The sequence below is a fragment of the Cohnella baijiui genome, from assembly GCF_020731285.1.
In the GTDB taxonomy this organism is placed as follows: domain Bacteria; phylum Bacillota; class Bacilli; order Paenibacillales; family Paenibacillaceae; genus Cohnella.
In genome coordinates, this window is the sequence record NZ_JAJFOW010000011.1 from 1 (window position 1) to 18,078 (window position 18,078).

The following is an 18,078-nucleotide window of genomic DNA, read 5'->3' on the forward strand; positions in this document are numbered from 1 at the left end:
GGCCGGCTGCCGAAGCCGGCGCCCGCGGGACTGCCGCCGCGCGCGCCGAATCCGCCGGCTCCGGCCGCGGAGGCGCCTCCGCCGAGCCGCGAGCCGTAGCCGCCATAGGAGCCGAGGCGTCCGCCGCGCGGCTCGACCGGCTCCTTCAGCTCGTCCGGAATCTCGCCGAGAAACCGGGACGGCGCGTTGCTGTTCGTTCGGCCGTAGAGCAAGCGCATGCGCGCGCAGGTGAGGTACAGCTTCTTCTCCGCGCGGGTGATGCCTACATACGCCAAGCGCCGTTCTTCCTCCATCTCGTCGTTGTCCATGAACGCCCGGCTGCCCGGGAACACGCCTTCCTCCATGCCGACGATGAAGACGACGGGGAACTCCAGCCCCTTCGCGCTGTGCATCGTCATGAGCACGACCGAGTCGCCGGTATCTTCTTCGGGATCATTGTTCATCGAATCGATGTCGGCGATGAGCGCCAAATCGGTCAGGAACGAGAGCAGCGACTTGTCCTCGTTGCGGCTCTCGAACTCCTGCGTAACGGACAGGAACTCCTCGATGTTTTCCAGCCGCGCCTTCGACTCGAGCGTATTTTCGCGAATCAGCTCCTCGCGGTAGCCCGACATCTCCAGCATTTTTTCCGTAAGTTCGGTGACGGACAGATACTCCACCATCGCGGTCAGGTTCTGGATCAGCTGGCGGAACTCGGACAGCGCCGCCTTGGCGCGGGACTGGATGTCCAGATGGTAGAGCCCGTCGCCGAGGAGGCCGTCGCCTTCGCTGAGCAGGCGGAACACCGAGATGCCCCGCCGCCCCGCTTCGTCCTGCACCTTGCCCATCGTCGTGTCGCCGATGGATCGCTTCGGCACGTTGACGATCCGGCTTAGGCTGATGTCGTCGTCCGGGTTGGAGACGAGCCGCAGATAGGCGAGGATGTCCTTGATTTCCTTGCGGTCGTAGAACTTGGTGCCGCCTACGATCTGGTACGGAATTTCCGACTTGATGAGGATTTCTTCCACGACCCGGGACATCGCGTTCGTGCGGTACAATATCGCGTGATCGTCGTAGCGGCGGCCGCTCTGCCGGTTTTTGCGAATCTCGTTCGCCACGAAATAGCCTTCCTCGTGCTCGGAGTCCCCTTGGTACACCGTGATCTTTTCGCCGCCGGCGCGGTCGGTCCACAGGTTTTTCGCTTTGCGTCCCATGTTATTCTGGATGACCCGGTTCGCGGCTTCGAGGATGTTGGATGTGGAACGGTAATTCTGCTCCAGCAAAATCGTCCTCGCCTCCGGATAGTCCGCCTCGAAGTTCAGGATGTTCGTGATGTCGGCCCCGCGCCACCGGTAGATCGACTGGTCGGAGTCGCCCACGACGCAGATGTTGTGATGCTTGCTCGCGAGCATTTTGCACAGCATGTACTGCGCCCGGTTCGTATCCTGGTATTCGTCGACGTGAATGAATTTGAATTTGTTCTGGTAGAATTCGAGCACTTCGGGCACGTCTTTGAACAGCTGGATGGTCAAAAGAATGAGATCGTCGAAATCGAGCGAATTGTTCGCTTTGAGCCGCTTTTGGTACTGAGTGTACACCTTGGCCGCGATCGTCTGGAAGTAGTCTCCGGCGCGGTTCTCGTACTTTTCCGGGGTTAGCAGCTCGTTCTTGGCGCCGCTGATCATCGCCTGCACGGCTTTGGGCTCGAACTTCTTGGTGTCGATGTTCTGGTCCTTCATGACGCCGCGGATGACGGACAGCTGGTCGGCCGAGTCGAGGATGCTGAAGTTCGAGCCGTAGCCGATCCGCTCGATGTCCCGGCGCAAAATGCGGACGCACATGGAGTGGAACGTGCTCACCCAGACGTCCGATCCGCCATAGCCGACAAGCTTGGACACCCGCTCCTGCATTTCCCGCGCCGCCTTGTTCGTAAATGTGATCGCGAGGATGCTCCATGGCGGTGCGATGCGCTTCGCGATCAAATAGGCGATCCGGTGCGTGAGGACGCGGGTTTTGCCGCTGCCGGCGCCGGCCATGATCAGCAGCGGGCCTTCGGTGGCGACGGCCGCTTCGCGCTGCTTCGGATTCAGTTTCTGTATAGCTTCGTCTATGTTGAAAGCGTGCTGCGGGGGCGACGGGTTGTTCGATTGCGGGTCTGCCGGTTCAAAAAACATAGCCTTGCTCCTTTGCTGATTCTTGTACGGCGCGTACCGCTCCGACCGTCCGGAGCGCGCCGTCGAGATCGTCGTAGACGACGTTCCCCACGACGACCGTGTGCGCCGCCTCGGCCGCCTCGCGGGCTTGATCGACCGTGCGGATCCCGCCTCCGTAGAAAAGCCGTGCCTGGGTCAGCGTTTCCCGCACCCGGCGGACGAGCGCCATGTCGCCGAAGGCGCCGCTGTATTCCACGTACAGCACGGGCACCCGCCATAGCCGGTCCGCGAGCTGCGCGTAAGCCAGCACCTGCGCCGCCGAGAGGGACGCGTCGGCGCAGGTGACGCGCGCGGCCGTCGAATCGCCGTTCAGCACGATGTACGCTTCGCCGGCGACGGACTCCCACGGCATCAGGTGGCCGAAGTCGGCCAGCGCCTCCGCCTGCCTGCCGATGATCCATTCCCGCCGCGGGGTGTTGAGCACCATCGGGATGAAATAGCCGTCAAAGCCCGGCACCGCGCAGGCGGGATCCGACAGCTCGAGTGCGCAAGGCACTTCATACCGCCGGATGCGGGACAGGAGGTCCACCGTATTGTCGTACGTCACGCCGCTCGAGCCTCCTACGAGGATCGCGTCGGTCCCCGAGAGGCATACGCGCTCCAGCGCCTCGTCCGAGAGTTCGCGATCCGGGTCCAGCTTGAACGAATGCCGCCAATGTGGATAGAAGGATGGGATCATGTGTTCCTCCATCGGTCGTTTAACCCTAGTCTACAGGAAATTGCGGCGTCTTCCAAGAAGGGGAACGGCGGAGGAAAAATTGGCTAGCGCGGGGCTGATTATTTGTTGGTGACGGCCCTGTCGGCGGAGGCGGAAGATACGCGGCACCATGCCCGCTTAGCCGACCTCTGCTACGAAAGTTTCTTTCGCTACGGCGCGCATAGCCCCCTCTTCCGCCTCTGCAACGTAAAAAACCGCCTGTCTCCGATGGAGACAAGCGGCATGTGCTTCATGCCTGTGGACGGTACCGAGCACTATTCGCTCAGCTTGCGCATCAAATAGTTGCGGAACTCGTGCTTCAAATCGGGGCGTTCGAGCGCGAAGTCGACGATGGTTTTGAGATAGCCCATCTTCTCTCCCGTGTCGTATCGGTTCCCCTCGAACGAATAAGCGTACACCGGCTCGCGTTCGATCAGCCGGTAGATGGCGTCGGTCAGCTGGATTTCTCCGCCAGCGCCGGTATCCTGCGTCTCGAGCAGATCGAAGATCGCCGGCGTCAAAATGTAGCGGCCCATGATGGCGATATTGGAGGGGGCACGGTCCGGCGAGGGCTTCTCTACGACTCCGCGAACGCGAACGATAGCGGACTCCGGATCGGATCCGTCGGCAGGATCGACGATCCCGTATCGAGAGATTTCGTCTTGAGGCACCCGTTTAACGGCCAGAACGCTCCCTTGCATCTCGTCATAGACGTCCATCATTTGTTTCAGGCAGGGGATCTCGGATTGGACGATGTCGTCTCCGAGCAGCACCGCGAACGGCTCGTCGCCGATGAACTTGCGGGCGCACCAGATCGCGTGCCCGAGCCCTTTGGGCTCCTTTTGCCGGATATAATGAATATCGATCAAGTCGGATGCCTTCTGCACCTCGGACAACAGATCCAGCTTCCCCTTCTCGAGCAGGTTCTGTTCCAGTTCGTAGGAGCTGTCGAAGTGGTCCTCGATGGCGCGCTTGCCTTTCCCCGTCACGATGAGAATGTCCTCGATCCCGGATGCGACGGCTTCCTCCACGATGTATTGAATGCCCGGCTTGTCGATAATCGGCAGCATTTCTTTAGGCATCGCTTTGGTGGCGGGTAAAAACCGGGTGCCGAGTCCGGCGGCGGGAATAATGGCTTTGCGAATCTTCATGCAGCTGCATCCTCTCTCTATTTACGCGTTCTCGGCCAGCCGCGCCGAGAAGTTGGGCGGCGGCTCCGCCGGCGTTGCCGGCAGGCGGCCGACGCCGATGCAGACGATGCCCTGCGCGTTCAGCGCGGGGGCATCCAAAGCATTGCGTCCATCTAGTATTATAGGACGGTTCATCCAGTTTTTGTAGTCTTGCGCGGGAATTTTCCGAAACTCCTGCCATTCCGTGACGAGAATTGTCGCATCCGCGCCGGTCAGCGCCTCCTCGGCGGAGCCGCAGAGCTGGACGGCGTTCGGCAGGGCGTGTCGAACCGCGGGCGATTGGCCCGCCGGATCGTAGGCCGTCAGCGTAATGCCCGGGTGGCGGCGGAGAAGTTCGGCGATCAGCCGAAGGGACGGCGCCTCGCGCATGTCCTCGGAGCCGGGCTTGAACGTCAAGCCGAGCAGCGCCACCTTGCGCCGCGCGGGGCCGGAGAGCGCCGCCTCCAGCTTGCGCACCATCCGGAGCGGCAGCATCGCATTGGCGCGGATAGCCGCCGAGACGAGCGTCTGCGGCGCGCCCGCTTCGTCCGCGAGCCGCACGTAGGCGCGCGCGTCCTTCGGCAGGCTGGGGCCGCCGAAGCCGAGACCCGCGCCTAGGCTGTGCGGCCCGATGCGCGGATCGAGTCCGATGAGCTGCGCGACCGCGGGGTAATCCGCCCCAGTTTGCTCCGCCAGCGCGGCGAGCTCGTTGGCGAAGGAAATCCGCAGCGCCAAATGGGCGTTCGCCGCCAGCTTTGCCAGCTCGGCGCTGCGGCGGTCGGCGTGCACGATCGGCCCCGGCAGGCGCTGGTGAAGCAGGTCCAGCCGCTCGGCCGTTTCCGGGCATGCCGTGCCGATCACGATGCGGGACGGCTCGTAGAAGTCGCGCACGGCGCTGCCTTCCCGCAGAAAGACAGGCAGCGAGGCGACGTCCACACCGGCGTGACCGGGCAATCGGGCGCGAAGACGCGCCTCCAGCCGCTCGGCCGTGCCGACGGGCACGGTGCTGACGATCGCGACGATGCGGCTGCACGCGTCCCAGCTGCCGAGTCGATCGGCAGCCGCCCAGAACGGGGCCATCTGCAGCTGTCCGTCGTCGGCGGACGGCGTCTCGACCGCGAGAAACACGATTTCGGCGCTGCGCATGAGCTCTTCCGACATTTCGCCGAACCGCAATCGTCCCGCGGACACGTTCCGTTGCACGAGCGACTCCAGCCCCGGCTCCCGATAGGAGACAGTCCCTCGTGCCAGCAATCCGATTTTCCCGCTATCGCTATCGCAGCAAAGAACCCGGTGCCCCAAATCCGCGAACCCCGCCGCCGTCGTCAACCCGATCAATCCGGCGCCTACTACCGCCAACTTCATGCGACTCATCCTCCTCGCGATGAACAGAATCGTGATCTCGATTCTACCATCGGCGCAACAAGGGATTTAGCGATTTTTGTCAACCCGGCGTAAACTTTTCCGCAAAGGTGCGTAAATCGGGCTGCCCGTTGACAAATGAGGCCGGGGCCGACTCCCTCCATGCGCGAAACGTTTACCGCTCATCCACCTTCTACCACACATCCCCCCATGTACGGAACCTTTTATCGCTCATCCACCTTCTACCTCCACTCACCACCCGTGTACGGAATCTTTTACCGCACATCCACCTTTTACCGCCGCTAATCTCCCGTGTACGGAACCTTTTACCACACATCCACCTTCTACCGCCACTAATCTCCCGTGTACGGAATCTTTTACCGCACATCCACCTTCTACCGCGCTAATCTCCCGTGTACGGAACCTTTTACCGCACATCCACCTTCTACCGCCGCTAATCTCCCGTGTACGGAACCTTTTACCGCACATCCACCTTCTACCGCCGCTAATCTCCCGTGTACGGAACCTTTTACCGCACATCCACCTTCTACCGCCACGCTCCTTTACCGCTCATCTACCCTCAACCACCACGCATCCTCCATGTACGGAACCTTTTATCGCTCATCCACCTTCTACCGCCACGTACATCCCAATGTACGGAACCTTTTACCGCTCATCCACCCTCTGCCGCAATGCATCCTCCAATGTACGGAACCTTTTATCGCTCATCCACCTTCTACCTCCACTCACCACCCGTGTACGGAACCTTTTATCGCTCATCCACCTTCTACCGCCACGCTCCCCCAATGTACGGAACCATTTACCGCTCATCCACCTCTCCGCCACGCATCCCCCCATGTACGGAACCATTTACCGCTCATCCACCCTCTGCCGCAATGCATCCTCCATGTACGGAACCTTTTATCGCTCATCCACCTTCTACCGCCACTCACCACCCGTGTACGGAACCTTTTACCGCTCATCCACCTTCTACCGCCACGCTCCCCCCAATGTACGGAACCATTTACCGCTCATCCACCCTCTCCGCCACGCATCCCCCCCATGTACGGAATCATTTACCGCTCCTCCTCCTCCGGCCTTTCCGCCCCCTATAACGCAAAAAAGCCGTCCCGCGCGCTGCGCAAGACGGCTTCCTGGCCCCTCCGTTACTTCACCAACTGCCCGCGCGTAACGCCGAGCTGATTGATCGCCTTCAGCTTGCGCCACACCTCGGTGCCGCTGATCCGGCCTTCCATGGCGGCGCGGTAGAGCGAGAGCACCTCGAGCACCTTGTCGGCGTCCTCCTCGAGGAATTCCACGCGGTAGGACGGCACGCCGAGCTCCTGGAACGTCTGCAAATACTCGGCGCCCGACTGCTCGATCGCGTTGTAGACGGTGTTGCGGCAGCCTTCGTCCACCCGCACCGGATGGGACATGCCGATGCGGTCCTGCAGGGAGGCGCGGTGCGCTTCGCACGGCCGGCCGCAGTTCGTGTAGTCCGTCCCTTCGCTCATGAACGTGCAGTAGACGCAATGCTCGGTGTGGAACATCGGCATATGCTGATGGATGACGAGCTCCAGACGGGACGTATCCGCGCGCCGCAGCATGTCGACCATCTGCTGGACGTTCAAGTCGTAGGACGGCGTAACCCAGTCGAGACCGGCTTCCCGGAACAGCTCGATCGTCTTGTGGTTGGCCACGTTCAGCGAGAAGTCGCCGATCAGCGTCGGATGCGCTTCGTCCGGGTGCTCCATGCGCTCCTTCAAATAGAAGTAAAGAGCGCCGGTGTTGCGCACGAGCACGGCGTCCGGCTTCAGCTTCAGAATGTTGCGATGGTAGCCGTTTTCCCCCGGCATATGGATGCGCGGGGTAACGAGCGCGATCGGCTTGCCCGCTTCGCGGCAGACGGCGATCGCGTCGGGGAACTGCTTGATGAACTCGAAGTCGGCGTAAACCATCGCGACGTCCGTGCCGACGGCCGCCTTCACCTGCTCCAGCGTCCGGCACAGCGCCGTCAGGCGCCCGCCGCCGGCCAGAGCCGCGGCTTCCCGCGCAGGCGCATCCACGAATACGCCCGCCTCGCGCTTCACATAGACCGGCGGCTGCTCGCGCATCCGATCGAGTCGCTCCACGGCGTCGCGGCGCATCCGGTTCAGCTCGCTCTTCGGCACGATCACTTCGCCTTCGAGCGCCACCGTGAGCTGCTCCAGCCGGAACAACGAACCCCCGAGACGTCCGAGCTGCTCCTCCAGCACTTCGCGTCCGAGCGGACGGCGCTCCGCCCGCTCGAGCGGCATGTCCGATTGGACGACGACGGTCGTCCCTTTGTTCAAGTCTGTCCATATCGTGCGAAGCGGCGCGCCTTCGCGACCCTCCGCCGTCACCGCGAGCGGGAACGTGCGGTACGGCTTCTCCGTCTCGAACGTGCTCCGCAGACGGCGGTCGAGCGCAGGGTCGCTCGTCTTCCAGACGCGGTCGCCTTCATGCACCCGCAGCAGATCCACGTCGTTGCGGCCCATCACGATCTCGATGCGCTCGCCTTCCGGTACTTCCCCCTCCAGCTTCGAGCCGCTTCGGCGCAGGTCGTAGACGCGGCCGCCCTCTTCCTTCTTCGTCGGATCGCCGGCGTCGAACACGAGGCCGTCGCCCCGCTTCAGCGGCGCCTCCAGCACGCAGACGATGCTGTCCCGCAGCACCTTCTCCACCCGGCCGAGGTAGACGCCCCGGCTCTTCGGGAATGTCCCTTCCACGAGCTTCTTGTTGTTCGTACCTTCCAGGAAGCCGTGCGTGAAGCCCCGCGAGAAGCTCTGCTGCAGCTCGCGCACTTCCTCCGTCGTCGGTTCGGATTCATCGCCTGCGAAATACTTGTCGATCGCCCGGCGGTATTTGCTCACGACGTTCGCCACGTACTCCGGGCTCTTCAGCCGGCCTTCGATCTTGAACGACGTGACGCCCGCTTCGATCAGCTCCGGCATCAGATCGAGCGCCGCGAGATCCTTGGGCGACAGCAGGTAGGCGATGTCGCCCATCGGCTTCTGCACGCCGTCGACCATGAGATCATATGGGAGGCGGCAAGCTTGCGCGCATTCGCCGCGGTTGGCCGAACGACCGCCCCACATCTCGGAGGTCAGGCACTGGCCCGAATAGGAGACGCAGAGCGCGCCGTGCACGAACACTTCCATCGGCAGCTTCGCCTGCTCGCCGATCTTCTGAATTTGCTTGAGATTGTTCTCCCGGCCCAGCACGACGCGCTCGAGCCCGAACGGCTTGGTGAATTCGACCGCCTCCGGGGAGGTGATCGTCATCTGCGTCGAGCCGTGAATCGGAAAGTCCGGCGAAATTTCGCGGATCATCTTCACGAGCCCCAGATCCTGGACGATGACGGCGTCCACGCCCGCGTCGATGCAGGCTTCGACCAGCGTCCCGGCGTCCGGCAGTTCTTCCTCGAACACGAGAATGTTGAAGGTCAGGAAGCCCTTCACCCCGTACCGGTGCAAAAACGCCATGATTTCCGGCAGCTCGTCCATCCGGAAGTTGTTCGCGCGCGCCCGCGCATTGAATTTTTCCACGCCGAAAAAGATCGCGTCCGCGCCGTTGGCGACGGCAGCCCGCATGCAATCCCAATCTCCGGCAGGCGCCAGCAATTCGATATCTTCACGCCGCACGGCGGCTTTGTTCGTCATTTCTTCAGTAACCTCCATACCGCCGCGACGGGCGGTCAGCTCCCTTTAGTATAGCAAACCCCGCGCTAGCAGGCCAAAGGCAAATAAGCCCGGGGCGCATGAGACGGCGACCAAGGCGTTGTGTCCCTTATTTAGGTAGAAAGACGTTGCGCATCGCATGAACGACCGGGTCTGCGCGCGGCGCCGCCCCCTATCAAAACAGGCCGGAGAGCATACGCTCTCCGGCCCGTCTTCGTCCCGCCGTCTTTCTCTTCTTACCAGCCGCTGACCATCTTCACGTCGGCGATCAGGAGCAGGGCCAAGGAGACAACCGTGAAGCCGATCGCGAACACATTCTTGCCGGGGCGCTGCATGAGCAGGCGCACAAGTCCGATCACGACCAGCACCGTAATAATAACCATGAACACGTCGAAAGCCGTAAACGTGCTTGAAGCTTCCTCCGCCGCGTTAGCCGCCAGAAACATGCGGTGACCTCCTTAATATCATAACTTTCCCATTATCCTATATGTTATCTTCCGCCCGCCTCGGTTGCAAGTCCGAATGAATCGTCGTAACAAGTTTGTCACAGGATGACGCACCTTTCAACTATAAGCTGCGGCATGCATTCGTATCAGCAAGTCTTATGGACGCGACCGTCCGAATTCATTGTCGGTAGGGGGTGATTATGTTACGATTAAATACACATTAAGTAAATCGGAATTAAGGACGCTTGCCGTTCCGTTCCGAACCAAGGGGAGATCCGGAAATGGCTTACGAAGCGGTGTGGATGAAAGATCCCGACAAACTGAATAAATTCGAATTCTACAAAATCGAGAAGGACGGCCTGGACATTATCCGCGACATCGTGGAGAAGTACGCCAAGGAAGGCTTCGCCTCCATTCCGCAGGAAGACTTCAATTTGTTCAAGTGGGCCGGCGTCTATCAGCAAAAACCGAACAACGGCCATTTCATGATGCGGATCCGCATCCCCGGCGGCGTGCTGACGAGCGCCCAGGCTCGCGTGCTCGCCGGCATCGGACGGGACTACGGTCGCGGCCTGATCGACGTGACGACCCGCCAGGCGATTCAGTACCACTGGCTCGAGATCGAGCAATTCCCGGACATCTTCGACCGCCTCGCCTCCGTCGGCATGTCGGCCGTCGAAGCCTGCGGCGACTGCCCGCGCACGATCGTCGGCAATCCGCTGGTCGGCATCGACCGCGACGAGCTGATGGACACGACGCCGATCGTCGACCAGTTCGAGGCATTTTTCCTGAACAACCGGGATTTCTCCAACCTGCCTCGGAAATATAAAATGTCCATTTCCGCCAATATTTATAACAACGCGTCTGCCGAAATCCAGTGCCTCGCGTTCACGCCGGCCTCCAAGACGATCGACGGCAAAGAAGTGATCGGCTTCCACGCGAGCGTCGGCGGCGGCCTGTCGGCGAAGCCGCACCTCGGCAAGCAGCTCGACATGTTCATCCTGCCGGACGAGTGCCTGAAGGTGGCGATCGGCGTCACGTCGCTGTTCCGCGATCACGGCTTCCGCGAGAAGCGCCACTACGCCCGCCTGAAGTATCTCGTCGCCGACTGGGGCGTCGAGAAGTTCCAGGAGGAGCTCGTGAAGCTGATCGGCGACATGCCGCCGCGCGGAGAAGACCGCGTTGTCGGCTGGAACGGCTCCTACTTCGACGGCGTGCACCCGCAGAAGCAGCAAGGCTTGAACTACGTCGGCCTGAACATCCCGGTCGGCCGCACGAGCAGCGACGAGTTCGACCAGCTCGCCGATCTGGCCGATCAATACGGCGACGGCACGATCCGCACGACGATCACGCAGAACGTGCTGCTGACCGGCGTGCCTGACGACAAAGTCGACGCGCTCCTCGCGCACCCGCTGCTGCAGCGCCTGACGCCGAACCCGAACCGCTTCATGAGCCGTACGGTTTCCTGCACAGGCAACGAGTTTTGCAACCTGGCCATCGTCGAGACCAAGGAGCGCGCCCGGCGCGTGGCCGCTTACTTGGATGAGCACGTCGAGCTCGACACGCCGGTCCGCATCCACTTCATCGGCTGCCCGAACGGCTGCGGCCAAAAGCACGTCGCCGACATTGGCCTCCAGGGCTCGCTGATCAAGACGCCGGAAGGCATGATCGACGCGTTCGACATCGCGGTCGGCGGCAAGCTCGGCCCGGATGCCAAGTTCAACACGGTGCTGAAGGGTCGCATCAAAGGCGAGGAAGTCCAGTTCGGCATCGCCAAGCTGATCGAATTCTACAAGGAGCAGCGCCAAGCCGACGAGTCGTTCCACGACTTCGTCCAACGCGTAGGCGTCCCTGCCCTCCAAGAAAAATGGACGGAAATTATCGCTGCTCCTGCAGCTTGACGGCATACGACGGCGGCACGCGGATTCGTTCCGTTGCCGCCCTTTTTTATGGGCCGCGCATTCGCGCGGTTTTTTCGTTTGGGCTGCCAAGTAAAAACGGCTTTTGCCGTCTTCCCGGACGGCGACACGTTCTTATCGGAGGTCATACAGAAATGGATAGGGTAAAACTTGTTGCTTCTGTATGACGAACAAAAAAATCGCGGACGAGTGAGAGGTTCGTCCCCTTCTTCTCGTCTATCCAGTAGAGAACGCATAGGAGGCCGTGCAGTGGAGGATCGCATGCAGAATACGAACGGGGAGGACGAGCGGGAGTGGATTCGCCGCGTGCTCGCGGGAAACGCGGACGACTATCGCCGTCTGGTGGACGCCTACAAAAATCGAGTTTACGGCCTGCTGCGCGGCATGGGGGCGAATCATCAGGACGCCCAAGACCTGACCCAAGAGACGTTCGTAAGAGCGTACCGCAAGCTCGCGTCTCACGACGAAACCAAGCGCTTTGCCGCATGGCTCTACCGGATCGCCCACCGTCTGCTGATCGATCACCGGCGAAGCGCCCCGCCTATCGATTGGACGGCGGAGCCTCCCCAGCTTCCGGCAACCGATGGCAACCCCGAGGAAGCGCTGCTGAGAGGAGAGCACCGCAGCGAGCTGCGAGACCTGATTGGCCGCCTGCCGGAAAACTACCGGGCGGTGGTGCTGCTCCGCTATACGAACGAATTGAGCTACGAGGAGATCGGCGAAGTGCTGGGCGTGCCGGTCGGCAAAGTTCAGAACGATCTGCACCGGGCCAAAAGAAGGTTGAAGCAATGGATGACCGCGAAGGAGGAAACGTGCCATGACATGCTTTAGCGAAGCGGAGTTCGATTGCCTGCTGGCGCAGGCGAACTCCTCGTCGGCGTCTCCCGGGGCCGAACATCTCGCCGCTTGTCCGTCCTGCGCCGCCCGGTACGAGGAGCTGCTGCGCGAGCAGGCCCACTGGAACGAAGATTTATTCGGTGACAGCCTGCCCGCTTCCTTTACGGACGAGGTGATGGCGGCGATCGCCGCCTCCGATGCCGCCCCGTCCCCAGAGACGAAGACGACGTTCCGCCCCGGCCGAATCGGCATCGGGCGGACGCGCGCAAGCCGCCGGAAACTCCTGATCTCCTCGGTGCTGCTGCTTCTCGCGGTCTGCATGGCCGCATCTTTCGCCATTCCCGCCGTCGCCGATCGGCTCCGTTCCTTGTTCGAGCAAGGCGGGGCGGCCGACAGCGGGCTGCTGCGCGCACAAGAGCTTGGCCTCATCCAGCATCCCGACATCCGGGTGACGGACCAGGGCTACACCGTCCGGATCGACGAAGCGGCGGCCGATGCGTCCCGCGTCGTTCTCGCTCTTCAGGTATTCGGCCCGGACGGCCGACATCTGCGGGAGCATCTGCACCTCACCCCGCTGGACCTGGACGTTTCGCGCAACCACATCACGCTTAAGGACGAGCAAGGAAACGTGATCGGCGAACTGTTCGATCAAGGGATGACGGAAGATTTTTATTATCTGGTCTGCCGCTTCACGTCTCCGCCGCAGACGGATCAGATTACCGTGGAGGGACAATTGACGACGCTCGGCAACGAAAGCGATCGCCCGGGAGTGGATAAGATCCCGGAGATCAAAGGGAATTGGAGCTTTCGCTTTCCCCTCGACCTGCGCAAGGCCGACAGCCATACGACCGCCTCCACGTTGGATCTCGGCTACGTCGCTCCCGACGGGCTGACGGTTCGCTTGACCAAGCTGACCCGAATGGTGCAGGGCATTCGCCTCGAGCTGGATACGGAGCTGAGCGAGGAGGCGATGCTGCACTCTCCGGGGGACCTGTGGCGGCAGATGAGCTTGAGCTTCCACTTCGAAGACCAAAAAGGCCGCGAAATCCATAGCGTCCACACGCGAAAAAGAAACACCAAAAGCAAACTCGAGTCGGAATCGGGCGTCCCCGGCGACCGGCCCGGGCTTATGCACTGGAGCTTTACGTTTAAGGAGATGCCGGAAAACAAGCCCTTTACGTTCGTTTTCGATGGCTACGAGGTTGCGGAGCGGGACGATGCCTCCGTTTCCTTCGCGCCCGCCGAGCTGCGGGACCATCCCATCCCGTTCCACTTCTCCGGCGACGACCTGCTGCTGACCGACTTCCGCGTGGCCTCTCCCCCGGATACGAACGGCGACGTGCCGGAAGGCGCGCTGCGTCTGACCGGCGGCTTCCGCAATTCCGACAGACCCGGCAAATGGGTGATCGTCGATCCGCAAGGACGCGAATATGCTCTGACGGCGCGAGGTTCCTCATCCGTGGACGGCACCGATTGGAAAAACGGGTTCATCCGGATCCTCGACTACGAACTCCGGGCGGCGGGCCTTACGACCGTCCCCGACGAGCTGCGGTTGAAACGCACCGTCATCTTCCGCCTGTACAACGATGTGGACTGGTCGGCATCGCTGCGCCTCCCCTGAAGGACAAGATAGCGGCGCCCTCCTCTCCCCGTCCGATTCAATTCGCCCTCCCTTCGGTAAGATGAAAGTGAGCAGACGAGCCGCATTTGGGGCACGCTAGCATACCGAAGGAGGGATATCGCGCATGGATCAGCTATTGAAAGGCCAAGTGGCCGTCGTCACCGGCGGCGGCTCGGGCATCGGGCGCGCGGCCGCGGGGAAGCTGGCGGAGCTCGGCGCCAAGATCTGCCTCCTCGACCGGGTCGAGGAGACGAACGACAAGGTGCAGGACCGGATCGCGGAAAGGGGAGGCGAAGCGATCGCCGTGGAGACAGACGTCTCGGATGCCGCTTCGGTGGAGCATGGCATCCGGCAGGCTGTCGAGCGCTGGGGACGCATCGACGTCGTGTTCGCCAACGCCGGCATCAACGGGACGTGGACGCCGATCGAGGATCTGTCGCCCGAGGATTGGGACCAGACGCTGTCGATCAATTTGCGGGGGACGTTTCTGACGGTCAAGTATGCGATCCCCTACATGAAACGGCAGGGCGGCAGCATCATCGTCACCAGCTCCGTCAACGGCACCCGCATCTTCTCCAATACGGGCGCCAGCGCCTACAGCTCGAGCAAGGCGGGGCAGGTCGCCTTTACGAAGATGGCCGCGCTGGAGCTTGCCCAGCATCAAATTCGCGTCAACGCGATTTGTCCCGGCGCCATCCGGACGAATATCGGCCAAAACACGAATCGGACGGCCGAAGCCGAAGAGGCGAAAATCCCGGTCATCTTCCCGGAAGGCAGCATGCCGCTGCAGGACGGTCCCGGATCGCCCGAGCAGGTGGCGGAGCTGGTCGCGTTCCTCGCTTCCCCCCGCTCGTCGCTCATCACCGGGTCGGTAATCTACATCGACGGTGCGGAATCTCTACTCATCGGCTAACGAACCGGCGGGCAGGCTCGTGCGACTTCGCTATTGACAAAAAGATCGGGCGGAACTACCCTCTAATCAAAGTTAAAAGGAGGTTGTTCGCGCATGAATCTTCGTCCTCAGGCCGGCGAGTACCACGACCATCTTCTCGCGTATATCGGATTGGTGCCGGAAGGCAACCTGATCGACATCCTGGAGAAGCAGGGGGAAAATACCCGTGCCCTGCTCGCCTCCCTCTCCGAAGCGCAGGGCAATCATCGCTATGCGCCGGACAAGTGGACCGTCAAAGAAACGATCGGCCACATCACGGACAACGAGCGGATCATGTCCTATCGCCTGCTCCGGATCGCCCGCGGCGACGATACGCCGCTGCCGGGTTACAACCAGGACGACCTGATGAGCGGATCCCCCTTCGCCGATTGGTCGGTCGGCCAGCTGCTGGAGGACTATCTGGCCGTCCGCCGGGCGACGCTCACGCTGCTTCGCGGGCTGCAGGAATCCGCTTGGACCCGCAGCGGTACTGCAAGCGGCCATTCCGTCTCCGCCCGGGCGCTCGCCTGCTTCATTGCTGGGCACGAGCTGCACCACCTGAACATCCTCCGGGAAAGATACGGCATCGGCTAGAATCGCATAAGCTCTCCATACGCAAACCAAAGGACCTCAAATTCCACTATGAAGTGGGGTTGAGGTCCTTTTTCTCCAAGAAAATCGGTTGTACTTGGGACTTAATCAATCAAAAAATGACTTTTGGGTACGCCCCGTGCTTGTCCTCGAACAGCCGAATCGTCCGTTCCGCATGCCGTCACCCTCTTCGGGGCGGCGCTTCGGCTTCGGCTTCGCCTTTCCGAATGGCGCCGGCGGCGCGCGGCAGCACGCGGTATTTCAAATCCTTGAGCTGCGCAACGATGATGATGCTGATGATGACGAGCAAAAACCAGGAGCTCATCTTGCCCCAGTGCACCCAGTCCCAGCGGGTCGCCTGATTCGGATAACGCCAGGCGCCGAGTAGGGTGGAGATGTTCTCAGCGAGCCAGATGAAAAAGGCGATCAGCGCAAACGAGACGACCGCATGCATCCGGTACGGACGGCCGCCCACCGCGAACGACACCCAGGTGCGGGAGAAGAGCGCGACGAGTCCCAGCATCAGCAGCCAGCGCAGATCGGGGATGACATGATGGGTAAAAAAGTTGGCGTAGATGAGCGTGGCTAGCCCCACGGCGGCGTACGGGTGGGGCCACGCTTGGAAGCGCAGCTCGAACCTGCGCCAGGCCTGGCAGATGTAGCTCGCCACGCTGGCGTACATGAATCCGCTATAGAGCGGCACTCCCGCCACCTTGGTCCATGCGTCCTCCGGGTACGCCCAAGAGCCCATATGGACCTTGAACAACTCCAGACCGAGCCCGATGACATGAAACAGCGTGATGACCTTCAGCTCGTCCGCCGTCTCCAGCTTGAGCAGCACCATCGCCGCCTGGGCGGCGATGCAGAGGACGAGGATGAGGTCGTAGCGGGGAATCAACGGGCTCCCCAGCCACTTGGTGACCCCCAGCGCGGCGAAGATCACGACCGGAAACGCGCAGCACAGCGCCTGATTCCAGCCGAACTGGACAAACTTGCGCAGACCTGCCCCGCTCACGCGCTCTCCCTAGGCAAATATCCAGCCTGCCGCAGTTTGCCTTCCACGAGGTCCCGCAGCCGATCGGGTGCCGCCATCCCCGGATGCATGACCGGCCCGTTCGTCAAAAAGTAGGTGCCGCTCACGTCGCTGCCGTCCTTCAGCCGAATGCGAAAGCCGATCGGACCCGCGAGCCGACGCTTGGCGAACGCGTCCATCCCTTCGTACTTGCCATTCAGGTACAGGTCCGTAAACGTCCGCTCCTCCTCCGGATCCAGCACGATCCGGCCCTCCTTAAACGAAATCTCCTTGACCTTGCCCTCGATGTCGTACAGATCCCCGATCGTCCGGGCATGCGGATTGACCAGCGCCTGGTAAACCCTCCCGTCCGCCACCACCCGGAACGTCGGTTTGTAGTCCGCCAGCGCGTAGATCGGCGTCCCGGCTTCCAGGTTGGTGGCGTCCCCATTCGCCCAGCGATGGTCCGCGCAAGCTTGCCCGTCCAGCTTGTACCGCACCTCCCCGATCGGCTGCGCGAGCGTCCGGAGCTCACCGGACTCCGGCTTGGCCGTCTCCTCTCGATCAAAGTAGATGTCCTGCCACATCAGCGCGTCGGCGCGATCGATTTCGGCGTAGCGGCAATTACCGTTCAAGGCTGCGAAGGAGACGCAGGACGTATTCGCCAGAAGCGCGGCGAAAAGCGCCAACATCAGCCCCCATCTCCACACTTGCCTTCCGTTCGTCCGCTTCTCCTGGCCGTCCGTTCGTTCCCGCTTCTTCTTCATCTTCGTCTTTATACCCCCTGCCCGCACAAGACGCCCGTTCTCGGCATCCGTCAGACGATCTAATGGGAAAGCCGCGTTTCGACTGTCCATTAGACGAAAAAACGGCGCATGGGGTTGCGCCGTTCGGACATGGAACGATTCAGAAAAAACCTCAGGAGGAGAAACGCCGGGCCAGCGTCCCGCGTGTATGGATGAGCATCATCGGCACCAGCTTCTCCCGCTGCCGTCGGATCCGATCCCGGCCTTCGGGGTGCAGGAACCGCAGGAGCAAGCGCAAATAAAACGTGCTGCCAAGCGCGAACCACTTGGAATCGAGGCCGCGCTGCTCGAAACCGAGGCCGTGGATGAGCCCTCGATGCAGCAGCGTAATCCCGATCAGAGCCTTCACCTCGGACAGCTCGTCCCGCTGCTCCATCGCCTGGTGGATCTGCTTGATCGAGTCGCGGGCCAGACGGGCCGTCATCAGGGCGGCGCGTTCGGAGCCCGCCGCTCCCGTCAGGGCCAGCACCTTCGTATTATCCAGGTGCAGCTCGCCGATCAAGTCGCCCTTCTCGATCCGCGTGCCGTCGGCGCATTCGATCGGTTCTCCGCGGTGTTTTTTGACGACGACCTTGCAGATGCCGTGCTCCGTCACCGACACGCTGCCGAGCCGCTGCAGCTTCGCGAACAGCTGCTCCCACGCCATCCATCCGATCTGCCCCAGATTCCGCCTGTGGCTGCCGCCTCGCACCAGCGCTCCTTCATCCAGCACCCAGGCGCCGCCCGTCTTCCCGTTCATCATCCTCACGCTCCCTCGCGTTTGCCTCGCCGCGTCTCGGCGGGCCAGTGACTTC

14 protein-coding genes are annotated in these 18,078 nt (G+C 61.9%); 5 read left to right on the forward strand and 9 right to left on the reverse strand.

Going from position 1 to position 18,078, the window contains the following annotated elements:
• From pcrA to LKX83_RS13165, 6 genes are all read right to left on the reverse strand, one after another.
• A partial coding sequence (gene pcrA / locus LKX83_RS13140; RefSeq protein WP_227882727.1) for a DNA helicase PcrA occupies positions 1-2,153 on the reverse strand: 2,153 nt, incomplete at its 3' end.
• A complete protein-coding gene (pcrB, locus tag LKX83_RS13145; protein WP_227882728.1) occupies positions 2,143-2,871 on the reverse strand; it encodes a heptaprenylglyceryl phosphate synthase in 729 nt (242 codons plus the stop codon). The genes pcrA and pcrB, both read right to left, overlap by 11 nt.
• Before the next feature lie 293 nt (positions 2,872-3,164).
• Entirely contained in the window at positions 3,165-4,040 is an 876-nt protein-coding gene (gene galU / locus LKX83_RS13150) for a UTP--glucose-1-phosphate uridylyltransferase GalU (protein WP_227882729.1), read from the reverse strand.
• A 21-nt stretch (positions 4,041-4,061) separates the two neighbouring features.
• Positions 4,062-5,423 (reverse strand): UDP-glucose dehydrogenase family protein, encoded by a 1,362-nt coding sequence (locus LKX83_RS13155; RefSeq protein WP_227882730.1) that lies wholly within the window; start codon positions 5,421-5,423, stop codon positions 4,062-4,064.
• 1,163 nt (positions 5,424-6,586) lie between these two features.
• Entirely contained in the window at positions 6,587-9,103 is a 2,517-nt protein-coding gene (locus LKX83_RS13160; protein WP_227882731.1) for a U32 family peptidase, read from the reverse strand.
• 254 nt (positions 9,104-9,357) lie between these two features.
• Entirely contained in the window at positions 9,358-9,567 is a 210-nt protein-coding gene (locus LKX83_RS13165; protein WP_227882732.1) for a hypothetical protein, read from the reverse strand.
• A 281-nt stretch (positions 9,568-9,848) separates the two neighbouring features.
• Here LKX83_RS13165 and LKX83_RS13170 point away from each other — a divergent pair, with 281 nt between their 5' ends.
• The 5 genes from LKX83_RS13170 to LKX83_RS13190 all read left to right on the forward strand — a co-directional run bounded on the left by LKX83_RS13170 (position 9,849) and on the right by LKX83_RS13190 (position 15,469).
• A complete protein-coding gene (locus LKX83_RS13170; protein WP_227882733.1) occupies positions 9,849-11,468 on the forward strand; it encodes a nitrite/sulfite reductase in 1,620 nt (539 codons plus the stop codon).
• Between the two features lie 267 nt (positions 11,469-11,735).
• On the forward strand, positions 11,736-12,317 hold the full coding sequence (locus LKX83_RS13175; RefSeq protein ID WP_227882734.1) for an RNA polymerase sigma factor: 582 nt from the start codon (positions 11,736-11,738) through the stop codon (positions 12,315-12,317).
• Positions 12,304-13,944, forward strand: coding sequence for a DUF4179 domain-containing protein (locus tag LKX83_RS13180; RefSeq protein ID WP_227882735.1), 1,641 nt, complete (start codon positions 12,304-12,306; stop codon positions 13,942-13,944). Before LKX83_RS13175 ends, LKX83_RS13180 begins: the two co-directional genes overlap by 14 nt.
• Before the next feature lie 124 nt (positions 13,945-14,068).
• Positions 14,069-14,857, forward strand: a complete 789-nt coding sequence (locus LKX83_RS13185) for an SDR family oxidoreductase (protein ID WP_227882736.1) — start codon at positions 14,069-14,071, stop codon at positions 14,855-14,857.
• A gap of 93 nt (positions 14,858-14,950) precedes the next feature.
• On the forward strand, positions 14,951-15,469 hold the full coding sequence (locus LKX83_RS13190; protein ID WP_227882737.1) for a DinB family protein: 519 nt from the start codon (positions 14,951-14,953) through the stop codon (positions 15,467-15,469).
• 178 nt (positions 15,470-15,647) lie between these two features.
• Here LKX83_RS13190 and LKX83_RS13195 read toward each other — a convergent pair whose 3' ends face one another.
• From LKX83_RS13195 to LKX83_RS13205, 3 genes are all read right to left on the reverse strand, one after another.
• The gene (locus tag LKX83_RS13195) at positions 15,648-16,481 is read right to left on the reverse strand and encodes a DUF817 domain-containing protein (protein WP_227882738.1); all 834 of its coding nucleotides are present in this window, start codon (positions 16,479-16,481) and stop codon (positions 15,648-15,650) included.
• Positions 16,478-17,245, reverse strand: coding sequence for a hypothetical protein (locus LKX83_RS13200; RefSeq protein WP_227882739.1), 768 nt, complete (start codon positions 17,243-17,245; stop codon positions 16,478-16,480). Before LKX83_RS13200 ends, LKX83_RS13195 begins: the two co-directional genes overlap by 4 nt.
• A 151-nt stretch (positions 17,246-17,396) precedes the next feature.
• Positions 17,397-18,023 carry a YkoP family protein gene (locus LKX83_RS13205; RefSeq protein WP_227882740.1) on the reverse strand — a complete coding sequence of 209 codons (627 nt, stop codon included), beginning with the start codon at positions 18,021-18,023 and terminating at the stop codon, positions 17,397-17,399.
• Positions 18,024-18,078 lie beyond the last annotated feature (55 nt).